Annotated in this window: 16 protein-coding genes; 8 read left to right on the top strand and 8 right to left on the bottom strand. The window is 68.7% G+C overall.

Annotated features, from left to right (window positions below):
* Positions 1–53: 53 nt before the first annotated feature.
* Complete coding sequence (locus NKT36_RS06120; protein ID WP_327053073.1) at positions 54–1,697, top strand: AMP-binding protein; 1,644 nt, start codon at positions 54–56, stop codon at positions 1,695–1,697.
* A gap of 213 nt (positions 1,698–1,910) precedes the next feature.
* On the opposite strand, the gene NKT36_RS06115 is transcribed toward NKT36_RS06120, so the two are convergent.
* From NKT36_RS06115 to NKT36_RS06095, 5 genes are all read right to left on the bottom strand, one after another.
* Complete coding sequence (locus tag NKT36_RS06115) at positions 1,911–2,639, bottom strand: ABC transporter ATP-binding protein (RefSeq protein ID WP_327053072.1); 729 nt, start codon at positions 2,637–2,639, stop codon at positions 1,911–1,913.
* Complete coding sequence (locus tag NKT36_RS06110; RefSeq protein ID WP_407652235.1) at positions 2,636–3,385, bottom strand: ABC transporter ATP-binding protein; 750 nt, start codon at positions 3,383–3,385, stop codon at positions 2,636–2,638. The genes NKT36_RS06115 and NKT36_RS06110 overlap by 4 nt, the downstream gene beginning before the upstream one ends.
* Before the next feature lie 2 nt (positions 3,386–3,387).
* Positions 3,388–4,551 carry a branched-chain amino acid ABC transporter permease gene (locus NKT36_RS06105; protein ID WP_327053070.1) on the bottom strand — a complete coding sequence of 388 codons (1,164 nt, stop codon included), beginning with the start codon at positions 4,549–4,551 and terminating at the stop codon, positions 3,388–3,390.
* The gene (locus NKT36_RS06100) at positions 4,548–5,486 is read right to left on the bottom strand and encodes a branched-chain amino acid ABC transporter permease (protein ID WP_327053069.1); all 939 of its coding nucleotides are present in this window, start codon (positions 5,484–5,486) and stop codon (positions 4,548–4,550) included. Before NKT36_RS06100 ends, NKT36_RS06105 begins: the two co-directional genes overlap by 4 nt.
* 78 nt (positions 5,487–5,564) lie before the next feature.
* A complete protein-coding gene (locus NKT36_RS06095) occupies positions 5,565–6,854 on the bottom strand; it encodes an ABC transporter substrate-binding protein (protein WP_327053068.1) in 1,290 nt (429 codons plus the stop codon).
* 261 nt (positions 6,855–7,115) lie between these two features.
* On the opposite strand from NKT36_RS06095, the gene NKT36_RS06090 reads away from it, so the two are divergent.
* The 5 genes from NKT36_RS06090 to gltB all read left to right on the top strand — a co-directional run bounded on the left by NKT36_RS06090 (position 7,116) and on the right by gltB (position 16,517).
* Positions 7,116–7,817, top strand: a complete 702-nt coding sequence (locus NKT36_RS06090; protein ID WP_327053067.1) for a helix-turn-helix domain-containing protein — start codon at positions 7,116–7,118, stop codon at positions 7,815–7,817.
* A 133-nt stretch (positions 7,818–7,950) separates the two neighbouring features.
* Complete coding sequence (locus tag NKT36_RS06085; protein WP_327053066.1) at positions 7,951–8,643, top strand: metallophosphoesterase family protein; 693 nt, start codon at positions 7,951–7,953, stop codon at positions 8,641–8,643.
* Positions 8,644–8,652: 9 nt separating this feature from the next.
* Entirely contained in the window at positions 8,653–10,962 is a 2,310-nt protein-coding gene (gene ppk1 / locus NKT36_RS06080) for a polyphosphate kinase 1 (protein WP_327053065.1), read from the top strand.
* A 268-nt stretch (positions 10,963–11,230) separates the two neighbouring features.
* Entirely contained in the window at positions 11,231–11,731 is a 501-nt protein-coding gene (locus NKT36_RS06075) for an Lrp/AsnC family transcriptional regulator (protein ID WP_327053064.1), read from the top strand.
* 202 nt (positions 11,732–11,933) lie between these two features.
* The gene (gene gltB, locus NKT36_RS06070; protein ID WP_327053063.1) at positions 11,934–16,517 is read left to right on the top strand and encodes a glutamate synthase large subunit; all 4,584 of its coding nucleotides are present in this window, start codon (positions 11,934–11,936) and stop codon (positions 16,515–16,517) included.
* A gap of 84 nt (positions 16,518–16,601) precedes the next feature.
* Here the strand turns inward: gltB and NKT36_RS06065 are convergent, their stop codons facing one another.
* Positions 16,602–17,336 carry a GNAT family N-acetyltransferase gene (locus NKT36_RS06065; RefSeq protein ID WP_327053062.1) on the bottom strand — a complete coding sequence of 245 codons (735 nt, stop codon included), beginning with the start codon at positions 17,334–17,336 and terminating at the stop codon, positions 16,602–16,604.
* A 208-nt stretch (positions 17,337–17,544) separates the two neighbouring features.
* On the opposite strand from NKT36_RS06065, the gene NKT36_RS06060 reads away from it, so the two are divergent.
* Positions 17,545–18,534 carry an NAD-dependent epimerase/dehydratase family protein gene (locus tag NKT36_RS06060; RefSeq protein WP_327053061.1) on the top strand — a complete coding sequence of 330 codons (990 nt, stop codon included), beginning with the start codon at positions 17,545–17,547 and terminating at the stop codon, positions 18,532–18,534.
* Between the two features lie 4 nt (positions 18,535–18,538).
* Here NKT36_RS06060 and NKT36_RS06055 read toward each other — a convergent pair whose 3' ends face one another.
* Together NKT36_RS06055 and NKT36_RS06050 are read right to left on the bottom strand one after the other, a co-directional pair.
* A complete protein-coding gene (locus NKT36_RS06055) occupies positions 18,539–18,664 on the bottom strand; it encodes a hypothetical protein (RefSeq protein ID WP_327053060.1) in 126 nt (41 codons plus the stop codon).
* A gap of 229 nt (positions 18,665–18,893) precedes the next feature.
* Entirely contained in the window at positions 18,894–20,387 is a 1,494-nt protein-coding gene (locus NKT36_RS06050) for a DsbA family protein (RefSeq protein ID WP_327053059.1), read from the bottom strand.
* Between the two features lie 209 nt (positions 20,388–20,596).
* Here NKT36_RS06050 and NKT36_RS06045 point away from each other — a divergent pair, with 209 nt between their 5' ends.
* On the top strand, positions 20,597–21,700 hold the full coding sequence (locus NKT36_RS06045) for a glycoside hydrolase 5 family protein (protein ID WP_327053058.1): 1,104 nt from the start codon (positions 20,597–20,599) through the stop codon (positions 21,698–21,700).
* Positions 21,701–21,725: the final 25 nt, after the last annotated feature.

Here is a 21,725-nt window from a genome sequence, read left to right as displayed (position 1 = left end):
ACGGCAATATATTAACCTCGGATTAGATAGGTCCGAGACTGGAATCTTGTAGCATGCCGTCGTATCTCACGCTCGACTACGAGTCACACCAGCAGGCCAGAGAGGAGTTCGAGTGGTCGGTGCCGGACGACTACAACGCCGCCCACGACCTCCTCCGCAAGCACGACGACCCGAAGGGGCAGGTGGCGCTCTTCCAGGCGTACCCCGACGGGCGGCGCGAGACGTACACCTTCCACGACCTCGACGTCCGCTCGAACCAGGTCGCGAACGCGCTGGCGTCGATGGGCGTCGGGTTCGGCGACCGCGTCGCCGTCGCGCTCCCGCAGAAGCCGGCGAACCCCATCACCCACCTCGCCTGCTGGAAGCTCGGCGCGGTGTCGGTGCCGCTGTCCGTGCTCTTCGGCGAGGAGGCGCTCGGCTACCGGCTCTCCGACAGCGGTACGAAGGTAGCCGTCGTCGACGAGTCGGTCCGGGAGACGCTGGACGCGGTGCGCGACGACTGTCCGGACCTCGACCACGTGGTCGAGGTGGACGGCGACGCAGAGGGCGACGCGCGGGCGTTCGAGGACGTCTACGCCGGCGAGTCGCGTCGTTGCGACCTCGCCGACACCGGCCCGGAGACGCCCGCCATCATCATCTACACGAGCGGGAGCACCGGCCCGCCGAAGGGCGCGCTGCACCCCCACGAGGCGTGGCTCGGCCACTGTCCCGCCTACCAGATGTACTTCGAGCGCGACGTCGTCGGCAAGACGGTGGCGTGGACGCCCGCCGACTGGGCCTGGATCGGCGCGCTCGGCGACCTCGTGTTCCCGGCCTGGCACTACGGTCGCCCCGTCGTCGGCTACCCGATGGGCAAGTTCGACCCCGAGGAGGCGTTCGAGATAATCGAGGAGTTCGGCGTCACGGACACGTTCCTGCCGCCGACGGCCATCCGGATGATGATGGAGGTCGACGCCCCCGACGAGCGCTACGACCTCGACCTCGACGCCATCAGCTCCGGCGGCGAACCGCTCACGCCGGAGATACTCGACTGGGCCGACGAGGCGCTGTCGGGCGTCACGGTCAACGAGATCTACGGCCAGACGGAGGCGAACCTGCTGGTCTCGAACTGCCACGACTGGTTCGAGGCCCGGCCGGGGAGCATGGGCAAGCCCGTCCCCGGCCACGACGTCGCCATCGTCGACGGCGAGACCGGCGAGGAGCTCCCGCGCGGCGAGGTCGGCCAGATAGCGGTCCGGAACCCGACCGAACCCGCCATCTTCACGGAGTACTGGCAGAATCCGGAGAAGACCGAGTCGGTGCGGGTCGGCGACTGGCACCTCACTGGCGACCTTGCCGTCCAGGACGAGGAGGGCTACGTCTGGTTCAAGTCGCGCGACGACGACCTCATCATCACCAGCGGCTACCGCGTCGGCCCCGGCGAGGTCGAGTCGGCCATCCTCGAACACGAGGCGGTCGAACAGGTCGGCGTCGTCGGCGTTCCCGACGACCGGCGCGGCGAGATAATCAAGGCGTTCGTCCAGACGGTGCCGGGCGTCGACGGCGACGACGCGCTTCGTGCGGCCATCCGCGACCTCGTGCGCGACCAGCTCGCCAAGTACGAGTACCCCCGCGAGATCGAGTTCGTGGAGCGGCTGCCCCAGACGACGACCGGCAAGATACAGCGCCGGCGACTCCGCGAGCGAGAAGCAGAGTGATCCCGTAGCAGGCGACCCTGCGACCGTTCGCTGTTCTCCGCGTCGTCCGTCTCCCGTTCGCTGTTCTCCGCGTCGTCCGTCTCCCGTTCGCTGTTCTCCGCGTCGTCCGTCTCCCGTTCGTCCGTCCTCTCGCGCGTCCCCGGAGTCCAGGTCGACGGTCGTCGACGCGTCTCTCGACTGCTCGACGCGAAAAAGAGCGACCGCGTCGGCCGGCTACTCGTTGCCGCTGCCCTGCATCAGCTTCTGGATCTCCTCGTCGCCGGCGAGCTCGTCGGGGTCGCCGCTGGCGACGATCTCCCCGCGCTCGACGACGTAGATGCGGTCGACGACGTCGGGGACGTGGGTGACGTTCGACTCGGCGACGAGGACGGCGATGCCGCGGTCGTTGATGTCGCGGATGTGCTCTTTCAGGTTCGAGACGACGACGGGCGCCAGCCCCTCCAGCGGCTCGTCGAGCAGCAGGAGGTCGGGCTGGAGCGCGAGCGCGCGGCCGATGGCGACCATCTTCGCCTGGCCGCCGCTGAGGTTCTCGACCTTCGCGTCGCGGCGGTCATCGAGTTCGGAGAACACGTCGTAGATGTCCTCCACGACGGCGTCCTCGTCGTCGATGCCGCGCTCGTCGCCGACCGACCAGATGGGGAGCCGGAAGTTCTCGTCGACGGTCATCCCGGTGAACAGCTTGCGGTCCTCGGGCTGGTAGCCGATGCCGCGTCCGGGGATGCGGTCGGAGTCGAGGCTGGTGAGCGCCTCGCCGTCGAACCGGACCACGCCGCCGGTCACCTCGGTCAGGCCCATGACGCTGCGGAACGTCGTCGTCTTGCCCGCGCCGTTGCGCCCGACGAGACCGACCGCCTCGCCCGCGTCGACGGTGAGGTTCACCTCGTGGGTGACGTCGAACCCCTCGACGGCGGCGCTCACGTCGTGCAGTTCGAGCAGGCTCATTCTTCCACCCCCAGCAGGAGGCGGCGGAGCTCCTGGTCGGTCTCGAGCATCGAAGGGGGCCCCTCGCCGTGGACCTGCCCGCGGTGGAGCGCGATCACGCGGTCGGCGTACTCGCTGACGATGTCCATGTCGTGCTCGATGGTCACCGTCGTCACGCCCCGTTCCTTGCCGACCTCCGCGATGGTGTCGATGACGTACTCCTTCTCGCTGGTCGAGACGCCGGCGGTCGGCTCGTCGAGCAGCAGGTACTCGGGGTCGAGCCCGAACGACATCGCCACGTCGAGCAGCTTGCGGTTGCCGTGGGGGAGCTCCTCGGCGACCGCGTCGGCCACGTCGTCGAGGTTGAACCGCGCGAGCAGGCCGTCGACGGTCGCCTCGACCTCCTCGTGGTCTTCCGAGAGGCTCGCGAGGCTCGACGTCAGCCGCTCGCGCGAGAGGACGGCCGTCCGGAGGTTCTCGCGGACGGTCATCTCCTCGAACAGTCGCACGACCTGGAAGCTGCGGACGAGGCCGTCGTGGACGCGCTCGTCCGGCGACTCGCTCGTCACGTCCTCGCCGTCGAGGACGACCCGGCCCTGGTCCGGTTCCAGTCGCCCGGTGAGCAGGTTCACGAGGGTCGTCTTGCCCGCGCCGTTGGGGCCGACGATGAACACCATCTCCCCCGGTTCGCGGCCGAACTCGACGCTGATGTCGTCCGTCGCCAGTACCTTCCCGAACGTCTTGTGGAGGTTCTTCGCTTCAAGCATGGTCATCGCACCCCGAAGACGGACCGGACGTCCCGCAGCCACTCCCGGACGGCGCCGACGATGGCGGCCCCGCCGCGGGAGAGCCACGTCCCCGCGACAGTCGGGTCGTCGGCGAGGCGGCGCAGGCCGGTCCGGACCCTGCCGTCGCCCGTGAACGAGCCGACGATGCCGCGCGGGAACGCGAACACGATCAGCACCAGTACGATACCCGTCAGCGCGTCGAAGTAGTTCGTCACGTCGCGGCCCACGTCGCCGAGCACGACGAGGACGACGCCGCCCACGAGCGGGCCGAGCAGCGTCTGGAACCCGCCGAGGATGGCCATGAACAGGATGTCCCCGGAGGTCAGGAAGTGTAACGTCGCCTCCGGTCGGACGTGCTGTTGCACCATCGCGTACAGCCCGCCGGCGAGACCGCCGTAAACGCCGGAGATGACGAACGCGCCCCAGACGTACCGGCGGACCGGGATGCCGATGAACCGCGCGCGGGTGCGGTCCTGGCCGATGGCGTCCAGCGCCGTTCCGAACGGCGAGCGGGTGATGCGGTACATCACCAGCAGCGAGACGAGCACGAGCACGATGCTGACGTAGTACAGCAACACCGCGTAGGCGTCGGCGTCGAGCGCCAGGCCGAAGATGAGCGGCTGGTTCGCCTCGCCTGGACGGACCGGCAGTCCGTCGCTCGACCCGAGGTACGACTGCCCCTGGACGAGCGCGTACAGCAACTGCCCGAACGCGAGCGTCAAAAGCGAGAAGTACAGCCCCGTGTGGCGCAGCGACAGGTAGCCGACGACGGCCGCCAGCACCGCCGCCGCGAGGACGGCGGTGAGCAGCAGCACGGTCATCAGCGCCACGTCGTACTTCGCGGCGAGGACGGCCGTCGCGTACGCGCCGGTGCCGAAGAAGGCCGCGTGGCCGAACGACACGAGTCGCGTGTGGCGCAACAGCAGGTTCAGGCCCACCGCCGCGAGGCCGAACGCGACGCCCTGGTGGATGACGCCGAGCTGGACCACCGGTGAGAGCCGTGCCAGGTCCGGGACGGCGAAGAGGGCGACGACGCCCAGCACCGCCAGCAGCGCCTGGCGACGGGAGAGCTCCAGGCCGCGCATCACGCGCACCCGGGTCTCGCCGTCGCGGTCGACGAGTCCGGGTCGACGGCCGGTGCTCATTCGGTCTCACCCCACGTTCCGAACAGCCCCTCCGGCTTGACGAGCAGGAGGACCGCCATGATGGCGAACGGGGCGGCGAGCTCCCCCGCCGGGTAGAGCCAGGTCGCCCAGTTGGTGAGCAGCCCCACCGAGAGCGCCGCGACGAACGCGCCCTGCAGGCTGCCGAGTCCGCCGATGACGATGACGACGAACGACAGCACGAGCGGCTCGGCACCCATGTCGAGCGAGGCGTTCATCGGCGGGAGCGCCATCGCGCCAGCGAAGCCGGCGAAGAACGCCCCGAGCGCGAACACGAGCGTGAACGTCCGTCCCGTGTCGACGCCGATGGCGGTCGCCATCTCGCGGTCGATGGCCGTCGCGCGGATGATGCGGCCCGTCTTCGTCCGCTCGAAGAACCAGAACAGGCCGGCGACGACCACCGCGCCGACGACGATGACGACGAAGTTGTACGTCGGGTACGAGAGCCCGACGAGTTCCGAGGTGGGGATCGAGTTGATGCCGCTGTAGACGCCCTGCACCCGCAGGGGCTGGGGCCCCCAGGCGAACTTGTTGAAGTCCTTGACGAGCAACAGCAGCGCGAAGGTGAGCACCAGCTGGTACACCTCGTCCCGTTCGTAGATGGGGCGAAGCAGGACGGTCTCTATCAGCACGCCCACGGGAACCATCACCAGCGCGGTGAGGAGCGCCCCGACCAGCACGAGGGCGAGGAAGCCCGCCTGCTCCGCTGGTCCCGATGGCGGACCGACCAGCCCCGTCAGGTAGCCGAGGACGCTGAACCCGACGTACGCCCCGAGCGCGAACAGTTCGCCGTGGGCGAGGTTCAGCACGTCCAGGATTCCGAGGATGATGGTCAGTCCCGACGCTATCAGGAAGAGGATGAAGCCGTACTGGAGGCCGTGGAGCGTGTGTGTGACGAAGGTTTCTATCGTGACCATTGTGTTCTGTGGTAGCGAACGTTTCCGGCGCACCGCGCGCGGGCCGACGCACCCGTCGTCCGTGCCGACGTCGTCGTCCTACGACCACGAGTCGATCCATTTCGTGGACTTCGTGCCCGGCGGCGGCGCGACCTCTCGCGGGTTGTACATGTTCAGGTCCTCGAGGACGGGACCGCCCTGCTCGTTCGAGTAGGCCATCTTCCCGTAGTAGGCGTTGGACATCCCCTGGTGGTCGGTGGCCATGACGTGGTAGCCCGCGGGCGTGTAGAAGCCGTGGCCCTCCAGCGCCTGGCTGATCTGCTTCTGGGACGGCCAGCCGCCGGTGATGTTCACCACCTTCTCGACGGCCGTTGCCCAGGCCGTGACCGCGCCGTAGCCGCTCATGAAGTGCGCGCTCGGCAGGATGTCCCACCGCTCTTTCACCTCGTCCAGGAGCGTCTTGCCCGGCTTCCAGCGCCCGGTGGCCGGTTCGCCCCAGTAGTAGTTGCGCGACCCGGAGATGGCGTCGGCCTGCTCGACGACGTCCTGTTTCAGGTCGTTGACGGCGCTGTACAGCACCGAGCCGACGAGCTGGGTGTTGCCGAACATGTCGTTCGCCGCGGCCTGCGAGAGCAGCGTCGTCACGTCGCCGCCCCAGCAGCTGGAGAACGTCACGTCGGGCTGGTTGTCGTTCACCGCGGTGATGTGCGCGGACATGTCGCTGGCCCCGAGGTCGGGATACCCCTCGTGGACGACCTCCAGCGACCCGTTCGTCATCTTCCTGAGCGCCTTCAGGAACATGCCGAACTCGTCCTTGCCGAACGCGTAGTTGGGGTTGATGCCGGCGACCGTCGAGACGTTGTCGGGGCCGAGGCGTCGGACGACCTCGCGGGCCGCCGCGGTCGTCTCCATCACGTCGTAGTTCTGGAACCGGAACGAGTAGGTCGGGTCCGTCACCGTCTCCTCGTAGAGGGTCGTGACCGTGCCGTCGGTGCTGACGTTGACGACCCCCTGTGACTCGACCTCGGGGGCCATCGCCGCGTGACCGCCGCTGGAGATGGGGCCGAAGGTGACGTCCTTGCCCTCGTCGACGAACTGCTTGTAGTTCTCGACGTGCTTGTCGGCCTCGTGGACCACGTCGAGATTCATCTCCCGGCCCGCGACGCCGCCCGCCGCGTTGATGCGGTCGACCGCAAGCTGTGCGCCGTACTGCGCCTGGAGGCCGAGCACCGAGGCCGCGCCCTCCGTGAACGTCTGGAGGCCGGCCTTGACCGGCTTGTCCGGGACGTCGGCCTGTCCGCCCCCGCCGTCGTCGCCGCCGCCACCTACGAGCGAGCTACAGCCGGCGAGTGCGGCTGCCAGCGCCGTCCCGCCTGCGGCTTTGAGCATGTCTCGTCGGTCGATTCCGTCGTCCGTCGGTTCTGAAGCATCCATGTTAGGTCACCTGTGTCGCCTGCTGGTGGCGGTCGCGTCCTGGTCGGTCGTCGCCGACGCGCGCCCGCGGGTGCCGCCACCGTGTGATACTATCACATACAAAATGGGTGCTCGTTACCGCTAATATTCGGTGGTTAATGACTTAACGTGGGAAACCGAGGACGAAAAGACTTTGTGGTGTGGTTGCATAGGGTGTGCTCAGCGTTAGCGGTAACAATGATAACCATCGCAATGGATATGGAGCAGTACGACTGTCCGTTCATCGAGACGAGCGACGACCACGACGTGTCGTTCGCCACGCTCCACTGGGACTTCGACGCGGCGGTCGACGAACTGGAGACGCGCATCGTCGTCGAGGGCGACGACCGCGGCGCGCTCGAGAACGGCCTCCACGCGCTCACCGACCACTCGAACCTCTGTGACTACGAACTGCTCTCGAAGCGGGGGTCGACCGCCCACATCCGGACGGTCATCGGCGAGACGAACGCGATGGGCGTCATCCGCAACAGCGGTGGCTACATCACCGGGCCATTCCACATCCAGGACGGCAGCGAACTGTGGAACGTCGGCTTCGACTCCCCGAGCGTGACCGACGACGCGCTGGCTGACCTGGAGAAGCGCAACGACTTCGACGTCGTCTCGCGGGAGCGACTGGAGATGAGCACGCTCCAGCGGTTCGCCCAGAACGTCGACGTCGGGATGTCGCTGGTCGAGGGCTGTCACGAACTCTCGACGGTCGAGCGCCAGACGCTCCGGGCCGCGATGGCGGGCGGGTACTTCGACACGCCCCGGGAGGCGACGCTCGCTGACGTCGGCGAGGAGTTCGGCGTGTCCAGTCCGGCGGTCTCGAAGAACCTGCGCCGCGGCCAGCGCAAGATCATCGCCCGCGTCGTCGACGCGCTGGACGACCTCGACTGACCGTCGATACCCGCTCGTCGCCACCGTCTCTGTAGTCGATTGGGTGCTATATATCGCTCCGTCCGCCTATTATAAATCGCTTAACTGCTCGGTCGGGTGTCTCCGGTATCGGGACACCCCAGGAGCATTATCTATGACCTCGGAACCGACGTTCGACGACAGCGTGGCGCATCGACACATCGACGCCGACGAGCACGACGACATCTACGTCGTCGGCGACGTGCACGGCTGTCTCGCCGAACTCCAGTCGCTGCTCGCACGACTCGACGTCGGCGACGACGACCTCGTCGTCTTCGTCGGCGATCTCGTGCGGAAGGGACCGGACAGCCTCGGCGTGCTCGACCTCGTCCGCAGGAGACCGAACGTGACGAGCGTCCGCGGCAACAACGAGGAGAAACTGCTCCGCGGCGACGCCGTCGTCCAGTCGTTCGGCCCGGCCGAGCGCGAGTACGTCGCGTCGCTGCCGGTCGCCATCTCGTTCGACGACGCACTCGTCGTCCACGGCGGCGTCGACCCGCGGCGACCGCTCGACGAGCACTCCGTCGACGACCTGCAGAACATGCGCTCGCTCGCCGGCGGCAGCTACGAACGGCCGTTCTGGTTCGAGGAACACGACGGTCCCTGGCAGGTGTTCTTCGGCCACACCGTCCTCGAGCGGCCTGTCGAGCGGGAGTGGGCCGTCGGCCTCGACACCGGGTGCGTGTACGGTGGCGAACTGACCGCCTACGACTACCGCGCGGACGAACTCGTCGTCGAACCGGCCGAACGAACGGTCGAGGAGCGCAGCGACGACTCCATCGTCTCGCCGCGCTCGTCGTCGCCCTGACGTCCGACGATGTCGGAGAACCAGTTCGACGACGAGGATCGGGACGGAACGGCCGACGACGCCGCGAGGTCGGACGACGGCTCCGGCGTCGTCGAGCGAGACGACCGGCCCGCTGAAGAACCGGCGACCGACAGCGACCGGTCCGACGTGGCACGTGCAGCGAGTGACGACCCTGACCCCTCCGGCGCGGCGTCGGCCGCGGCAGACGGCCGGAGCGACGAGGCGGCCGACCGGTCCGACGCCGCGCCCGAGGACGTCGACCTCTCGGACCCGGAGTACTACCTCAACCGCGAACTGAGCGAACTGGAGTTCCAGAAGCGCGTGCTGTACGAGGCCATCGACGGTCGGAATCCGCTGCTGGAGCGCGTGAAGTTCCTCGCCATCTTCACGCGGAACATGGACGAGTTCTTCCGCAAACGGGTCGGCGGCCTGAAACAGCAGATGGACGCCGGCGTCACCGACCCGTCGCCGGACGGCCGGACGCCGCGCGAGCAGTGGCGGGCGGTCCTCGACACCGCGCGCGACATGTTCGCCCAGCAGGCGGCGTGCTACCGGGACGTCGTCCGGCCCGCGCTCGCCGACGCAGGCATCCAGGTCGCGGACCACGACGACCTCACGACCGCCCAGCAGCGAGAGTTGCGCGACTACTTCGAGAGCTCCGTGCTGCCGACGCTGACCCCGCTCACCTTCGACCCCGCCCATCCGTTCCCCTTCATCTCGAACCTGAGCCTCTCGCTGGCGGTGCTGACGAAGGGGCCGGACGACGAGGAGCCGCGGTTCTCGCGGGTGAAGATACCGAAGAACCGGCCGCGACTCGTCCCGGTCGACGACGAGTCGACGTTCGTGCGACTGGAGGCGGTCGTCGCCGCGAACCTCGACCTGCTGTTCCCGAAGGCAGAGGTCGTCGACTGCTCGCTGTTCCGCGTCACGCGCAACGCCGAGGTCGGGAAGGACGAGGAAGTGGCCGAGGACCTCATCGACAAGATCGAGGAGGTGCTGCGCGAGCGTCGGTTCGCCACGGTCGTCCGCCTGGAGGTGGCCGAGGGGATGCCCGACCGGGTCCGGGACCTGCTGGTCGACCAGCTCGACGTCGACGAGCGGGAGGTGTTCGAACTCCCCGGGCCGCTCGACTTCCGCGACTTCGGGGACCTCGTGGAGCTGGACCGCCCCGATCTGAAACTGGAGCCGTGGACGCCCCAGCCACACCCCCGGTTGACGGCAGACCGTCCGGACGAGACGGTGGACGTCTTCGACGTCGTCCGCCGCGACGACGTGCTCGTCCACCATCCCTACCACTCGTTCGACGAGACCGTCCACCGGTTCCTCAGCCAGGCGGCCGCCGACCCGGACGTGCTCGCCATCAAGCTCTCGCTGTACCGGACCGCCAGCGACTCGCGGGTCGTCCAGAGCCTCATCGAGGCGGCCCAGAACGGCAAGCAGGTGGCGGTGATGGTCGAACTGAAGGCTCGGTTCGACGAGGCCAACAACCTGGAGTGGGGCAAGCGACTCGAGGAGGAGGGCATCCACGTCGCCTACGGCACCCTCGGGTACAAGACCCACAGCAAGACGGCGCTGGTCGTCCGCGAGGAGGCCGACGGCGTCAGGCTCTACTCCCACGTCGCCACGGGCAACTACCACTCGGAGACGGCGAAGACCTACACCGACCTGGGGCTGTTCACCGCCGACCGCGCGATCGGCCAGGACCTGAGCGAACTGTTCAACTTCTACACCGGCCACACCTACCAGGAGGACTACCGGTCGCTGCTGGTCGCGCCCGGCAACATGCGCGAGCGGTTCACGGAACTCGTCCGCAACGAGGCGCGCCTCGCCCGTGAGGGCAAGGAGGGCAAGATCGTCGTCAAGATGAACGCCCTGGAGGACCCCGACATCGTGGCGGAGCTGTACCGTGCCGCGATGGCGGGCGTGGACGTCGACCTCGTCGTTCGCGGCATCTGCCGGCTCCGTCCCGGACTGCCTGGCATCAGCGAGACGGTCGACGTGTACAGCGTCGTCGGGCGCTTCCTCGAACACTCCCGCATCTACCACTTCGGGAACGACGGCGACCCGCGCTACTTCATCGGCTCCGCCGACTGGATGACGCGCAACCTCGACAACCGCGTCGAGACGGTCGTCCCCGTCGAGGACCCGGCCCTGCGTGCGGAACTCCAGACCGTCCTCGACGCGCTCCGCTCCGACGACCGGAAGTGCTGGAAGATGCACGCCGACGGGAGTTATCACCAGCGTCGGCCGGACGGCGACGCGCCGCGGAACGCGCACCGACGGTTGATGGACCGTGCGCGGCAGAACGACGACCGGTAGCGATGTCCTGCCGGTAACGACGTTCTGCCGATAACGACGTTCTGCCGATAACGACGTTCTGCCGATAACGACGTTCTGCCGATGACGCTCTAGACCGGTAGTGCCGCTCCAGTCTGACGGGGCTGTTCCAGCCCGGTAGTAACGTTCCAGGACAACCCGAATACAGGCCAGCGCCGCCTTTTCCGGCGTTGGAATCGGACTCGCCCGAATTTATCCAAACGGAGAATGCTTGGCAAAGTTTTAGAAACCCGCCTACAATTGAGTACGTATGACAGAAATTGACCTCGACGAGAAGGATTTCAAGATCCTTCGCTGGCTGGACCGAGAGGGCGACATCGACGTCGACGAAGTGAGCGACGAACTCGACATCTCGACGTCGACGGTGTACTACCGGCTCGACAAGTACCGGAAGCAGGACATCCTCTCGGGGACCGTATCGAAACTCGACGCGCAGGAACTCGGCCTCGACCTGACGGCCATCACCGAGATCGAGAGCGCCCACGGACCCGGCCACGAGGAGGTCGGCGACCGTCTGTGTGACATCTCCGGCGTCCAGACGGTGTACTTCATGCTCGGCGAGAAGTCGTTCAAGGTCATCGCTCACCTGCGCGACCACGACCACCTCCAGGAGTACGTCGACAGCGTCATGGCGACCGATGGCGTCGAGCGCGCCTCGACGCAGGTCGCCCTGAAGACGTTCAAGGACGAGGAGCGTCTGCTTGTCAACTACGACGACGAGGACCTCGAAGAGCTCATCGTCCAGGCGTAGCTCGTTCCCGGCTCGAAGAACACAAATTATAGTGTCGGTAGAGGGACGTGTGTGGCTCTATCTACAAACTTCTGCAGCAATTTCTATCCCTACATGGAAATCGTTGCCGATTCGTCCAGTATATAAGGGTGGTAAACTGACAATAACATTCATCTAGTGTTTCAGGAGTAGGCTCTTATACGGGTTTGTCATTCGTCCCCACATGACTCAGCCCACTCTCGCCGACCCGACCGACCAGCGGTCGAACTGCGGGGTCGGCGTCGTGATGGACCTCGACGGGACTGGGGGTCACGACGTCGTCGCCGACGCGCTCGAACTGCTCGCGAACCTCGAACACCGCGGCACCACCGGTGCGGAACCGAACACCGGGGACGGAGCAGGCGTCCTGCTCCAGCAACCGCGCGAGTTCTTCGCCGACGAACTGGACGTCGACCTGCCCGAGACGTACGCCGTCGGCCAGCTGTTCCTGCCGCGCGACGACGACGCGCGCGCCGAACTGCAGGCGCTCGTCGCCGACGTGCTGGCCGACGAGGGCCTCGACTGCCTCCACTGGCGCGTGGTGCCGACTACCAACGAGGACCTCGGCGCGACGGCGCTGGCGTCCGAGCCGGCCGTCTACCAGTGCTTCGTCGCGCCCGACGACGACCGGTCGACCGAGGCGTTCGACCGCTCGCTGTACGTCGCCCGTCGTGCCGTCGAGCAGGCGGTCGACGAGCGCGCCGAAGCGGACGACGACCTCGACGCCGACCGGTTCTACGTCTGCTCGCTGGACCGCCAGACGCTCGTCTACAAGGGCCTGCTGAAGGGCGACCAGCTCGCGGGATACTACCCCGACCTCCGCGACGAACGGCTCGGGTCGACGTTCGCCCTGGTCCACGCCCGGTTCTCGACCAACACGCTCGGTGCGTGGCACCTCGCTCACCCCTACCGCAACGTCGTCCACAACGGCGAGATCAACACCATCCAGGGGAACGTCAACTGGATGACGGCCCGCGAGTCCGACCTCGAGAGCGACCGGTTCGACGTCGACGACGTCACGCCCATCACGGAGGCCGACGGCAGCGACACGGCGGTCGTCGACGACGTGCTCGACCTGCTGCTCCACGACGGACGCGAACTCCCCCACGCCCTTCGGATGCTCGTCCCCGAGGCGTGGCGCGGCCGCGACGTCGACGAGGACCGCAAGGCGTGGTACGACTTCCACGCGTCGCTGGTCGAACCCTGGGACGGCCCCGCGCTGGTCGTCGCGACCGACGGCGAGCGCGTCGGCGCGGTGCTGGACCGCAACGGGCTTCGCCCCTGTCGGTACGACGTGACGACCGACGGCCGGCTCGTGATGGCCAGCGAGGCGGGCGCGCTCGACACGCAGCCGTGCGACATCGACGAGCGCGGCCGCCTCGAACCCGGTCAGCTGTTCCTCGCGGACCCCGACGAGGGCCGCATCGTCCCCGACGAGGAGGTGTTCGCCGACCTCACCGACGCAAAGTACGCCGAGTGGGTCGAGCAGGAGCAGGTCCACCTCGACGACGTCGCCGGGGACGCACCGCTCGCGTCCGCCGAGCGCGCGGACGAACTGCGCGCCCACCAGGCCGTCTACGGCTACTCGCGCGACGAACTCGACGAGATGCTCGAACCGATGGCGACCGACGGCAAGGACCCGGTCGGCTCGATGGGTGACGACACGCCGCTGTCGGTGCTGTCTGAGTTCAACCGTCCACTCTTTTCCTACTTCAAGCAGCTGTTCGCGCAGGTGACCAACCCGCCGCTGGACTACATCCGCGAGGAACTGGTGACGAGCCTCGAGACCCGGCTCGGCCCCCAGCGCAACCTGCTCGACGAGTCGCCGGCCCACGCCCGGCAACTGGTCGCCGACTCGCCCGTGTTGACCGACGCGGAGACGGCCGCCGTCCGCGACCTCGACGGCGACGGAGACGACCTGCGGAGCGAGACGGTCGACATCACCTACGACCCCACGACGTCGCTCGAAGACGCCGTCGAGCGGGTGCGCGCCGACGCCCGCGCCGCGGTCGAGGACGGCGCGGACGTGGTCGTCCTCTCCGACCGCGCGACGGACGCGGACCGCGTTCCCGTCCCGAGCCTGCTGGCGACCGGCGCGGTCCACCACGACCTGGTTCGGCGCGGCCTGCGCGCCCGGACCGGTCTCGTCGTCGAGTCGGGCGACCCGCGGACCGTCCACCACGTCGCGACGCTGGTCGGCTACGGCGCGGGCGCGGTCGACCCCTACCTCGCCTACCAGTCCATCGCGGACGTCGTCGCCGGCCCGGACGGCGTAGACGAGGAGGAGGCGCTCGCGGCCTACGTCAAAGCGCTGGAGGACGGTCTCCTGAAGACGATGGCGAAGATGGGCATCTCGACGGTCGAGAGCTACCAGGGCGCACAGGTGTTCGAGGCCGTCGGCCTCGACTCGGACTTCGTGGCCGAGTACTTCGAGGGCACGGAGAACCGCACCGAGGGCATCGGCATCGACGAGGTCGAGAGCGACCTCCGGTCGCGCCACGACGCGGCGTTCGACGACCCCGCCATCGACCACCGCGGCGAGCACGCCCACCGCTCGAACGGCATCCACCACCAGTGGAACCCCGGGACGGTCGGCGCGCTCCAGCGCGCGGTCCGCGGGGACGACCCCGACTCCTACGAGGAGTTCGCGACCCAGATCAACGACCAGGAGTCGCAACTGCAGACCCTGCGCGGTCTCCTCGCGTTCGACGCCGAGGACCGCGAGTCCGTCCCGATAGCGGAGGTCGAACCGGTCACCGACATCGTCGAGCGGTTCTCGACGGCGGCGATGAGCCTCGGGTCGCTCTCCCCGGAGGCCCACGAGAACAACGCGAAGGCGATGGCCCGCACCGGCGGGAAGGCCAACACCGGCGAGGGCGGCGAACCGCCCGAGCGGTTCGGCACCGACGCGGAGTGTTCGGTCAAGCAGGTCGCCAGCGGCCGGTTCGGCGTCACCAGCCAGTACCTCGCGGCCGCGGACGAACTCCAGATCAAGATGGCGCAGGGCTCCAAGCCCGGCGAGGGCGGCCACCTCCCCGGCGGCAAGGTCAACGAGATGATCGCGGACGTCCGCTGTGCGACGCCCGGCGTCGGCCTCATCTCGCCGCCGCCACAGCACGACATCTACAGCATCGAGGACCTGAAGCAACTCGTCCACGACCTCAAGGTCGCCAACGAGGACGCCGACGTGAACGTGAAGCTGGTCTCGGAGGCCGGCATCGGCACCATCGCCGCCGGCGTCGCGAAGGCCAACGCCGACGTCGTCCACGTCAGCGGCCACTCCGGCGGCACGGGCGCGAGCCCCCGCACCTCCATCAAGCACGCCGGTCTACCGTGGGAGCTCGGGCTGGCGGAGGCGAACCAGATGCTGCGCGAGACCGGCCTGCGGTCGCGGGTCCGCGTGAGCGTCGACGGCGGGCTGAAGACCGGGCGCGACGTCGCCGTCGCCGCCCTGCTCGGTGCCGAGGAGTACGTCTTCGGCACCGCGAGTCTCGTCACGAGCGGCTGCGTGATGGCTCGCCAGTGCCACGAGAACACCTGCCCGGTCGGCGTCGCCACGCAGGACGAGGACCTCCGCTCGCGTTTCCCCGGCGAACCGGAGCACGTCGTCAACTACATGCAGTTCATCGCCGCCGAACTCCGGGAGATCATGGCCGACCTCGGCTTCCGGACGGTCGAGGAGATGGTCGGCCGCGTCGACGCCCTCCGCCAGCGCGACACCGACCACCCGAAGGCCCGCGAACTCGACCTCGCGTCCGTGCTCGCCGACCCCGCGAGCGACGGCGACGCGGCCGGCGCAGCGGTTCCCGGCGCGGCGACCGCGGCCACCGACGGCGGGGCCGAGCGCACGAAGACCCGCGAGCAGGACCACGGCATCGACGACCACCTCGACCGCGACCTGCTCGCCGCCGCCGAACCCGCGCTCGCCGAGGAGCGCTCGGTCGAACTCCACCGCGACGTCTCCAACGAGGACCGCTCGGTCGGCGCGATGCTCTCCGGCGAGATATCGAAGCGCCACGGCGGCGAGGGGCTGACGGACACCTCTATCACCTGTCGCTTCGAGGGGACCGCTGGCCAGAGCTTCGGCGCGTTCCTCGCGCCCGGCGTCTCGATGCACCTCTCCGGCGCGGCCAACGACTACGTCGGCAAGGGGCTGTCGGGCGGCCGCCTCGTCGTCGACACGCCCGACGACGCCGGCTACGACCCCGCCGCGAACGCGGTCGTCGGCAACGTCGCCCTCTACGGCGCGACCAGCGGCGAAGCGTACGTCAACGGCGTGGCCGGCGAGCGGTTCGCCGTCCGCAACAGCGGCGTCACGGCGGTCGTCGAGGGCGTCGGCGACCACGGTTGCGAGTACATGACCGGCGGCGTCGTCGCGGTGCTGGGCGACACCGGCGAGAACTTCGCGGCCGGGATGTCCGGGGGCGTGGCCTACGTGCTGGCCGACGAGGGCGACCCGGCCGACGCCGTCGCTGACAGCGTCAACACCGGGATGGTGACGGTGCGCGACGTCGACGACCGCGACGAGCGCGTCCTGCGCCGCCTGGTCGAGAACCACGCCCGGTACACCGGCAGCGAGCGGGCCGAGGCGCTGCTGGAGAACTGGGACGAGACTCTCGCCCGGTTCGTCCGGGTCATGCCCGACGCCTACCGCCGGGTCATCACCGAGGAGGGCCGCGAGGACGTCCGGACGACGCTGCCGGCGAAGGCGTCGTCGCCCGCCGCCAGCGAGGTGCGGGTGAGCGACGCGGCGTCGAGCGACGACTGACTTCCACGTCCTGTCTACGGGCGGATACGTATTGTTTCACGCCGGGACGGTTACGGTCCGCCCGCTCCGCCCTGACGTACTCGCTCAGAGGTAGGAGGCGTCCCAGCGCGCGCCCTTCCGCTGGTTGCCGCAGTCGTTGCACCGGATGCGCTCCATGCTGTCCATCGCGGTGTCGAACGACTCGCAGTTCGAGCAGAAGTAGCCGTAGCGGTCCTCGCCGTCCTCGTCGGCGAACGCGACGTAGAACGGCGCCTCCGACCCGCGACTGCTCTCGGCGCGGTTCACGTACAGCGTCCGCCCGTCGACATCGTACGGTTCGAGGATGGCCTGGTCGGTGTCGGTGTAGACGTTCTCGGCGAACTCCTCGTCGCCGATGTCGGCCGTCCGCTCGTCGACCTTCCGGAACCCGTGCGACCGGTAGAACTCGTTGCCCTCCTCGTTGTCCGCGAGCACGAACCCGCTTATCGCGTCGTTGTCGAGCTCCTGGAGACGCTCGCGGGTCCGACCGAGCAGCGTCGTGCCCACCCCGCCGTCGCGGTGGTCCGGGTCGACGTGGATCCAGAGGACGTTGGCCTCGGGCACGTCCGGGAGGACCTCGCTCTGGGAGAAGCCGACCACGTCGCCGCCCTCCTCCGCGACGACGAACAGCGTCCCCTGGCTCGTTATCTCCGACTCGAGCCGACCGCGCTCGTACCACTCCGCGATGGCCTTCTCGATGGTCGCCTCGTCCAGGACGTGTGAGTACGACGCCTCGAGCGAACGGGACGCGACGTCCCTGATGTCGGCGATGTCTTCCGTTCGGGCTTCGCGCACCTGCATGCTACCTGCTTACGCCGTCGTGGTGCGTAAACGTTCCCCCGACTGCGTGTCGGAATCTCTCCGTCGTCGACGCTCGACTGCCGCCGTCCTTCGTCACCGCCTGCCACCGTCCGGTGGCGTCCCTCGTCGCCGGCGAACGCGACCGGGAAATCCGTCCGGGGTTCCGCCTTCGGTAGGGTTTTCCGCCGCGCCGCGAAACCGAACGGGCATGAACTCCGCACTCGTCGTCGGCGGCACGCGGTTCATCGGCCGCCACCTCGTCGACGACCTGCTCGACAACGGCTACGACGTGACCATCTTCAACCGCGGCAACCACGAGAACCCGTTCGCGGACGACGGCCGGGTCGACCACGTCGAGGGCGACCGGACGAACGACTCCGCGCTGGAACTGGCTCGCGAGAAGGCCGCCCCCGACGCCGTCTTCGACTGCGTGGCCTACCAGCCGAAGGACGTCCGCGCCGCGACGGAGATCTTCGCCGACGTGGACGCCTACGTCTACATCTCCAGCGGGGCCGCCTACGGCACCGAGGAGATCCCCAAGCGCGAGGGGGAGACGGAGCTCTGTTCGTGCACGCCCGAGCAGGCCGTCGACGACTCCGCGTCGTCGTACGGCCCCCGGAAGGCCGAGGGCGACCGCGCCGTGTTCGAGGCCGCCGACCGCGGCGTGAACGCGATGAGTCTCCGCCCCTGCATCGTCTACGGGCCCCACGACTACACCGAGCGCCTGAACTTCTGGATCGACCGCGTCGCCAACCACGACCGCGTCGTCGTCCCCGGCGACGGGACGAACGTCTGGCATCGCGCCTACGTCGAGGACGTCGCGAGCGCGCTCCGCGTCGTCGCCGAGGCGGGCACGCCCGGCGAGGCGTACAACGTCGGCGACCGCCGCCTCGTCACGCTCGGCGAGATGGTCGAGGTCATCGCGGACGTCCTCGACACCGACGTCGAGGTCGTCACCGCCAGCGAGCGGGAACTGTCGACGGCGGACCTCTCGACGGACGACTACGTGCTCTACCGCGACTACCCCCACGTCCTCGACACGAACAAGCTGGCCGCCCTGGGCTGGGAGTCGACGCCGGTCGAGGAGGCGATGGCGCGCACCGTCGCCGACTACCGCGAGAGCGACCGCGACGGCAGCGACCACGACCCCGGCCGCGAGAAGGAAGAGCGCGCGCTCGGCGTGCTCGACACCATCTGAGAATCTACCGCAACACGTCCGACGGGTTCTCCGCGCTGATCCAGGCGTGGACGGAGTCTTCGGTGCGCAGTTCGAACCGGCCGCCGCGGTAGTAGCCCACGACGCGGGGCTCGGTCTCCTGTTCCGGCATCCTTGTACCTCGCTACGACCTCCTCCGGCCTTACTATTCACCAGTTAACTCGCCGACAGTTCCGGCGAAACGCGTTATCCCGGTTCGAACGAGCGCCGCGTTCGCGTCCGTCGACGCGAGCCACCGCGCTCGCGGACGGGGTTGCAGTCCGGCGATTAAGCACCTGCTAACTGCCGTGGGTCGACCCGCGTCGGCTACCTCGTCGTCCGTCGGGGTCGCGTCCGCGTCGCTACGTCCCCTCGACGACGAGGTAGCCGACGCGCTCGGTCCGGTGGATCGTCTCGTCGTCGACGCTGCGCTCCTCCTCGACCTTCACCTCGACGCCGGAGGAGGTGAGGTTGCGGTAGCGGACCTGCGAGGCGTCGTACCCGTGGTACGTCTGGAGGTCGGCGACGAACTGCGGCTTGAGATACTCGCGGTCGAACGTGACCTCGTGCCACTCGTGGGTCACCGCGTCGGCCGTGCGCCCGGCCTCGAAGGCGGCGTCGCCGAGCGTGCCGTACCCCTGTCCCACCGCGAGGTAGCCGACCTGTTCGTCCATGTGCGCGCCGTAGGCGTCCTGCTCCTGGCACCGGACGGCCATCCCGTCGGCGGACACGTCGCGGTTGCGCGTGACGATGGCGTCCAGTCCCCGCCGGGTCTGGGGCTGGCTGAACACGACCGGCGTCCCGCCGAAGTCCGCGTCGAACGAGACGTCCGAGAAGCCGTGGTCGGTCCAGACGGTGCCCGCCTCGACGGTCGCGCCGTCGAGCGAGTGGGTGCCGGCGTCGAACGCGAGGTAGCCCACCGTCTCGCTGGTGTGCGGGCCGTCCTCGTACTCCCACTCCTCCAGCCTGAACTCGAAGCGGTCGTCGTCGACGGCGCGCAGGCGGACGTGGGTCGGGTCCGCGCCGTCGTACGACGTCGACTTGGCGACGACGACCGGCGCGTCGTAGGTCCCCGACAGGGGCTGGCCGAACCAGTCGCCCGTCGACCCCTGGCGGACGGTTGCCCGCCCGGCCTCGCCCGACGTGCTCGTCGACGAACTGCTGGCTGGCAGGTGGTCGGCGATCCAGTCGAGCACCTCCTGGGTGTCGTGGTGTGGCGCCGTCGTGTCGCCGTTCAGTTCGAGCGTCGGCGTGAACGGAACCTCCACGTCGTAGGCGGCGTCGCGGGTCCAGTAGACCGGGTCGTGGTACCGGCCGTCCTCCGCCCGCGAGATGGCGGCGTCACGGCCGTCGACGCCGCTGTCGGCCATCCGGTCGCGCATCTCGTCGTAGGTGACGGTGCCGGACACCTGCGTCTCGAACATGTCGCGGAAGAACCGCCAGTAGCCGTGGGGGTCCGCGTCCCAGGCCCCCATCGCGCACTCGGAGATGCGCGGGTCGCTGTCGGAGATGTAGTAGTACGACGACCCGTGGGAGGGGTCGTCCGGGTCGGGCTCGTACGCCAGCGCCCGGTAGCGGAGGTCGAGTTTCCCCGGGGCGACGAACTCGTCGATGACGTCGTCGAGGTTACCGAGGACGAACTCGCGGGTGTACGGACATTTGAAGTTGCCGTACAGCGTCGCGGTGGGGTTCGACCCTTCCCCCATCGTCGCGTAGGTGAACGCGCCCGGGTCGTCCGGTACCGGTGCGGTCGACACCGACTCGCTCGCGCTCGCCGTGCCCGTGGCGGCGCCGACCAGTGCCGCCCCGCCGGCAAGTTGCAGGAACTGTCGTCGCGTCGTGTCGCGTCGCGTCATATTCGCCCGAAGTGACGGGGGTGACGTAAAGGGGAAGAATCGTTGCGTGGTTCTAGACGCACCCTAAATCGTTCATACCGTTTCGAACCGCTATCGATGGGCTCACACCTTTCAGCCGCCGATTTATTCTCTCCGAGGACAAGTTCAGCGGAACCTGACGGTTGGGACGACCGTCACTTACACGTCGATTCAGGTGGTCGTCACGACGAATGGTTTCCCGCTACTCCCGACGACGGTTCCTCGGCACCTGCGCCGCCGCGGGGACGACGCTGCTCACCGGCGACGTCACCGACGCCGCGGGCGACCCGCCGGTGAACGTCCGCGGCGCGATGTACCTCCCGCCGCGGGCGTTCAACACCTACCAGATGTGGGCGACCTACGAACCCGGCGTCACCGAGCGCGACCTGGGGTTCGCCGAGCGCCTGGACCTCAACGCCGTCCGGACGTGGCTGAGCTACGAGGCCTGGGAGGAGGACAGGGCAGCGTTCGGACGGGCGCTCGACCACTTCCTGCAGACGGCCGACGACCGCGGACTCCGGGTGCTGCTCGGCATCTTCGAGGGGGTCGGCCGCCCGCCGACGCCGCAGAACCTCCACGACGTCGACCCCTGGACCGGCACGTCGACGTTCTCGCCGGGCATGGTCGTGATGAAGAACCCCGACCGCTGGGACGGGCCGCGCCGGTTCGTGCGCTGGGTGATGGACCGCCACCGCGACGACGACCGCCTGCTCGCCGTCGAGTTGATGAACGAACCGGGGTGGCGCCAGTGGAAGAAGCGGTTCGCCCGCGCGATGTTCGACGTCCTGGTCGACGAGCGCGGCCGGGTCCCGCTGTCGGTGGGGGCGACCAGCCTCGCCAACGCCGCCGACTACTACGACTGGGGCATCGACGTCGTCCAGTTCCACTACAACTTCCCGAACTCGACGGCGAAGTTCCGGGACCTGCTCCGGCAGGCGCGCGACCTCCGCGCGAGCACCGACGTGCCGGTCTGGCTCTCGGAGTGGCAGCGCGTCGCCAACTTCGGGGGCGAGCTGACGTCGCCGCTCCAGCGCGGGCCGGACTACGCCTCGCTCGCGCCGCTCGTCCGCGACGCGGGCGTCGGGAATTTCTTCTGGTCGCTCATGCTGAAACCGGCCTACATGGTCGGCCAGCGGCGTCGGGGCGTCCTCAACGGCGTCTTCCACGAGGACGGCGCGGTCTGGGACGTAGAGGACGCCCGCGCCATCGCGTCGATGTCGGGCGACGACACCTTCCACGGCGAGGAGCGCCGGGAGTGGCCGGCGTGGGCCAGCGGTATCACGGACCGCCTGTGACGGCCGCCGTGGCGTCGGGTCGCGC

This window comes from Halomicrococcus gelatinilyticus (genome assembly GCA_024227995.1).
In the GTDB taxonomy this organism is placed as follows: Archaea; Halobacteriota; Halobacteria; order Halobacteriales; family Haladaptataceae; genus Halomicrococcus; species Halomicrococcus gelatinilyticus.
The sequence above is the reverse complement of the archived record's forward strand: the minus strand, read 5'-3'. Positions and strand labels throughout refer to the sequence as shown.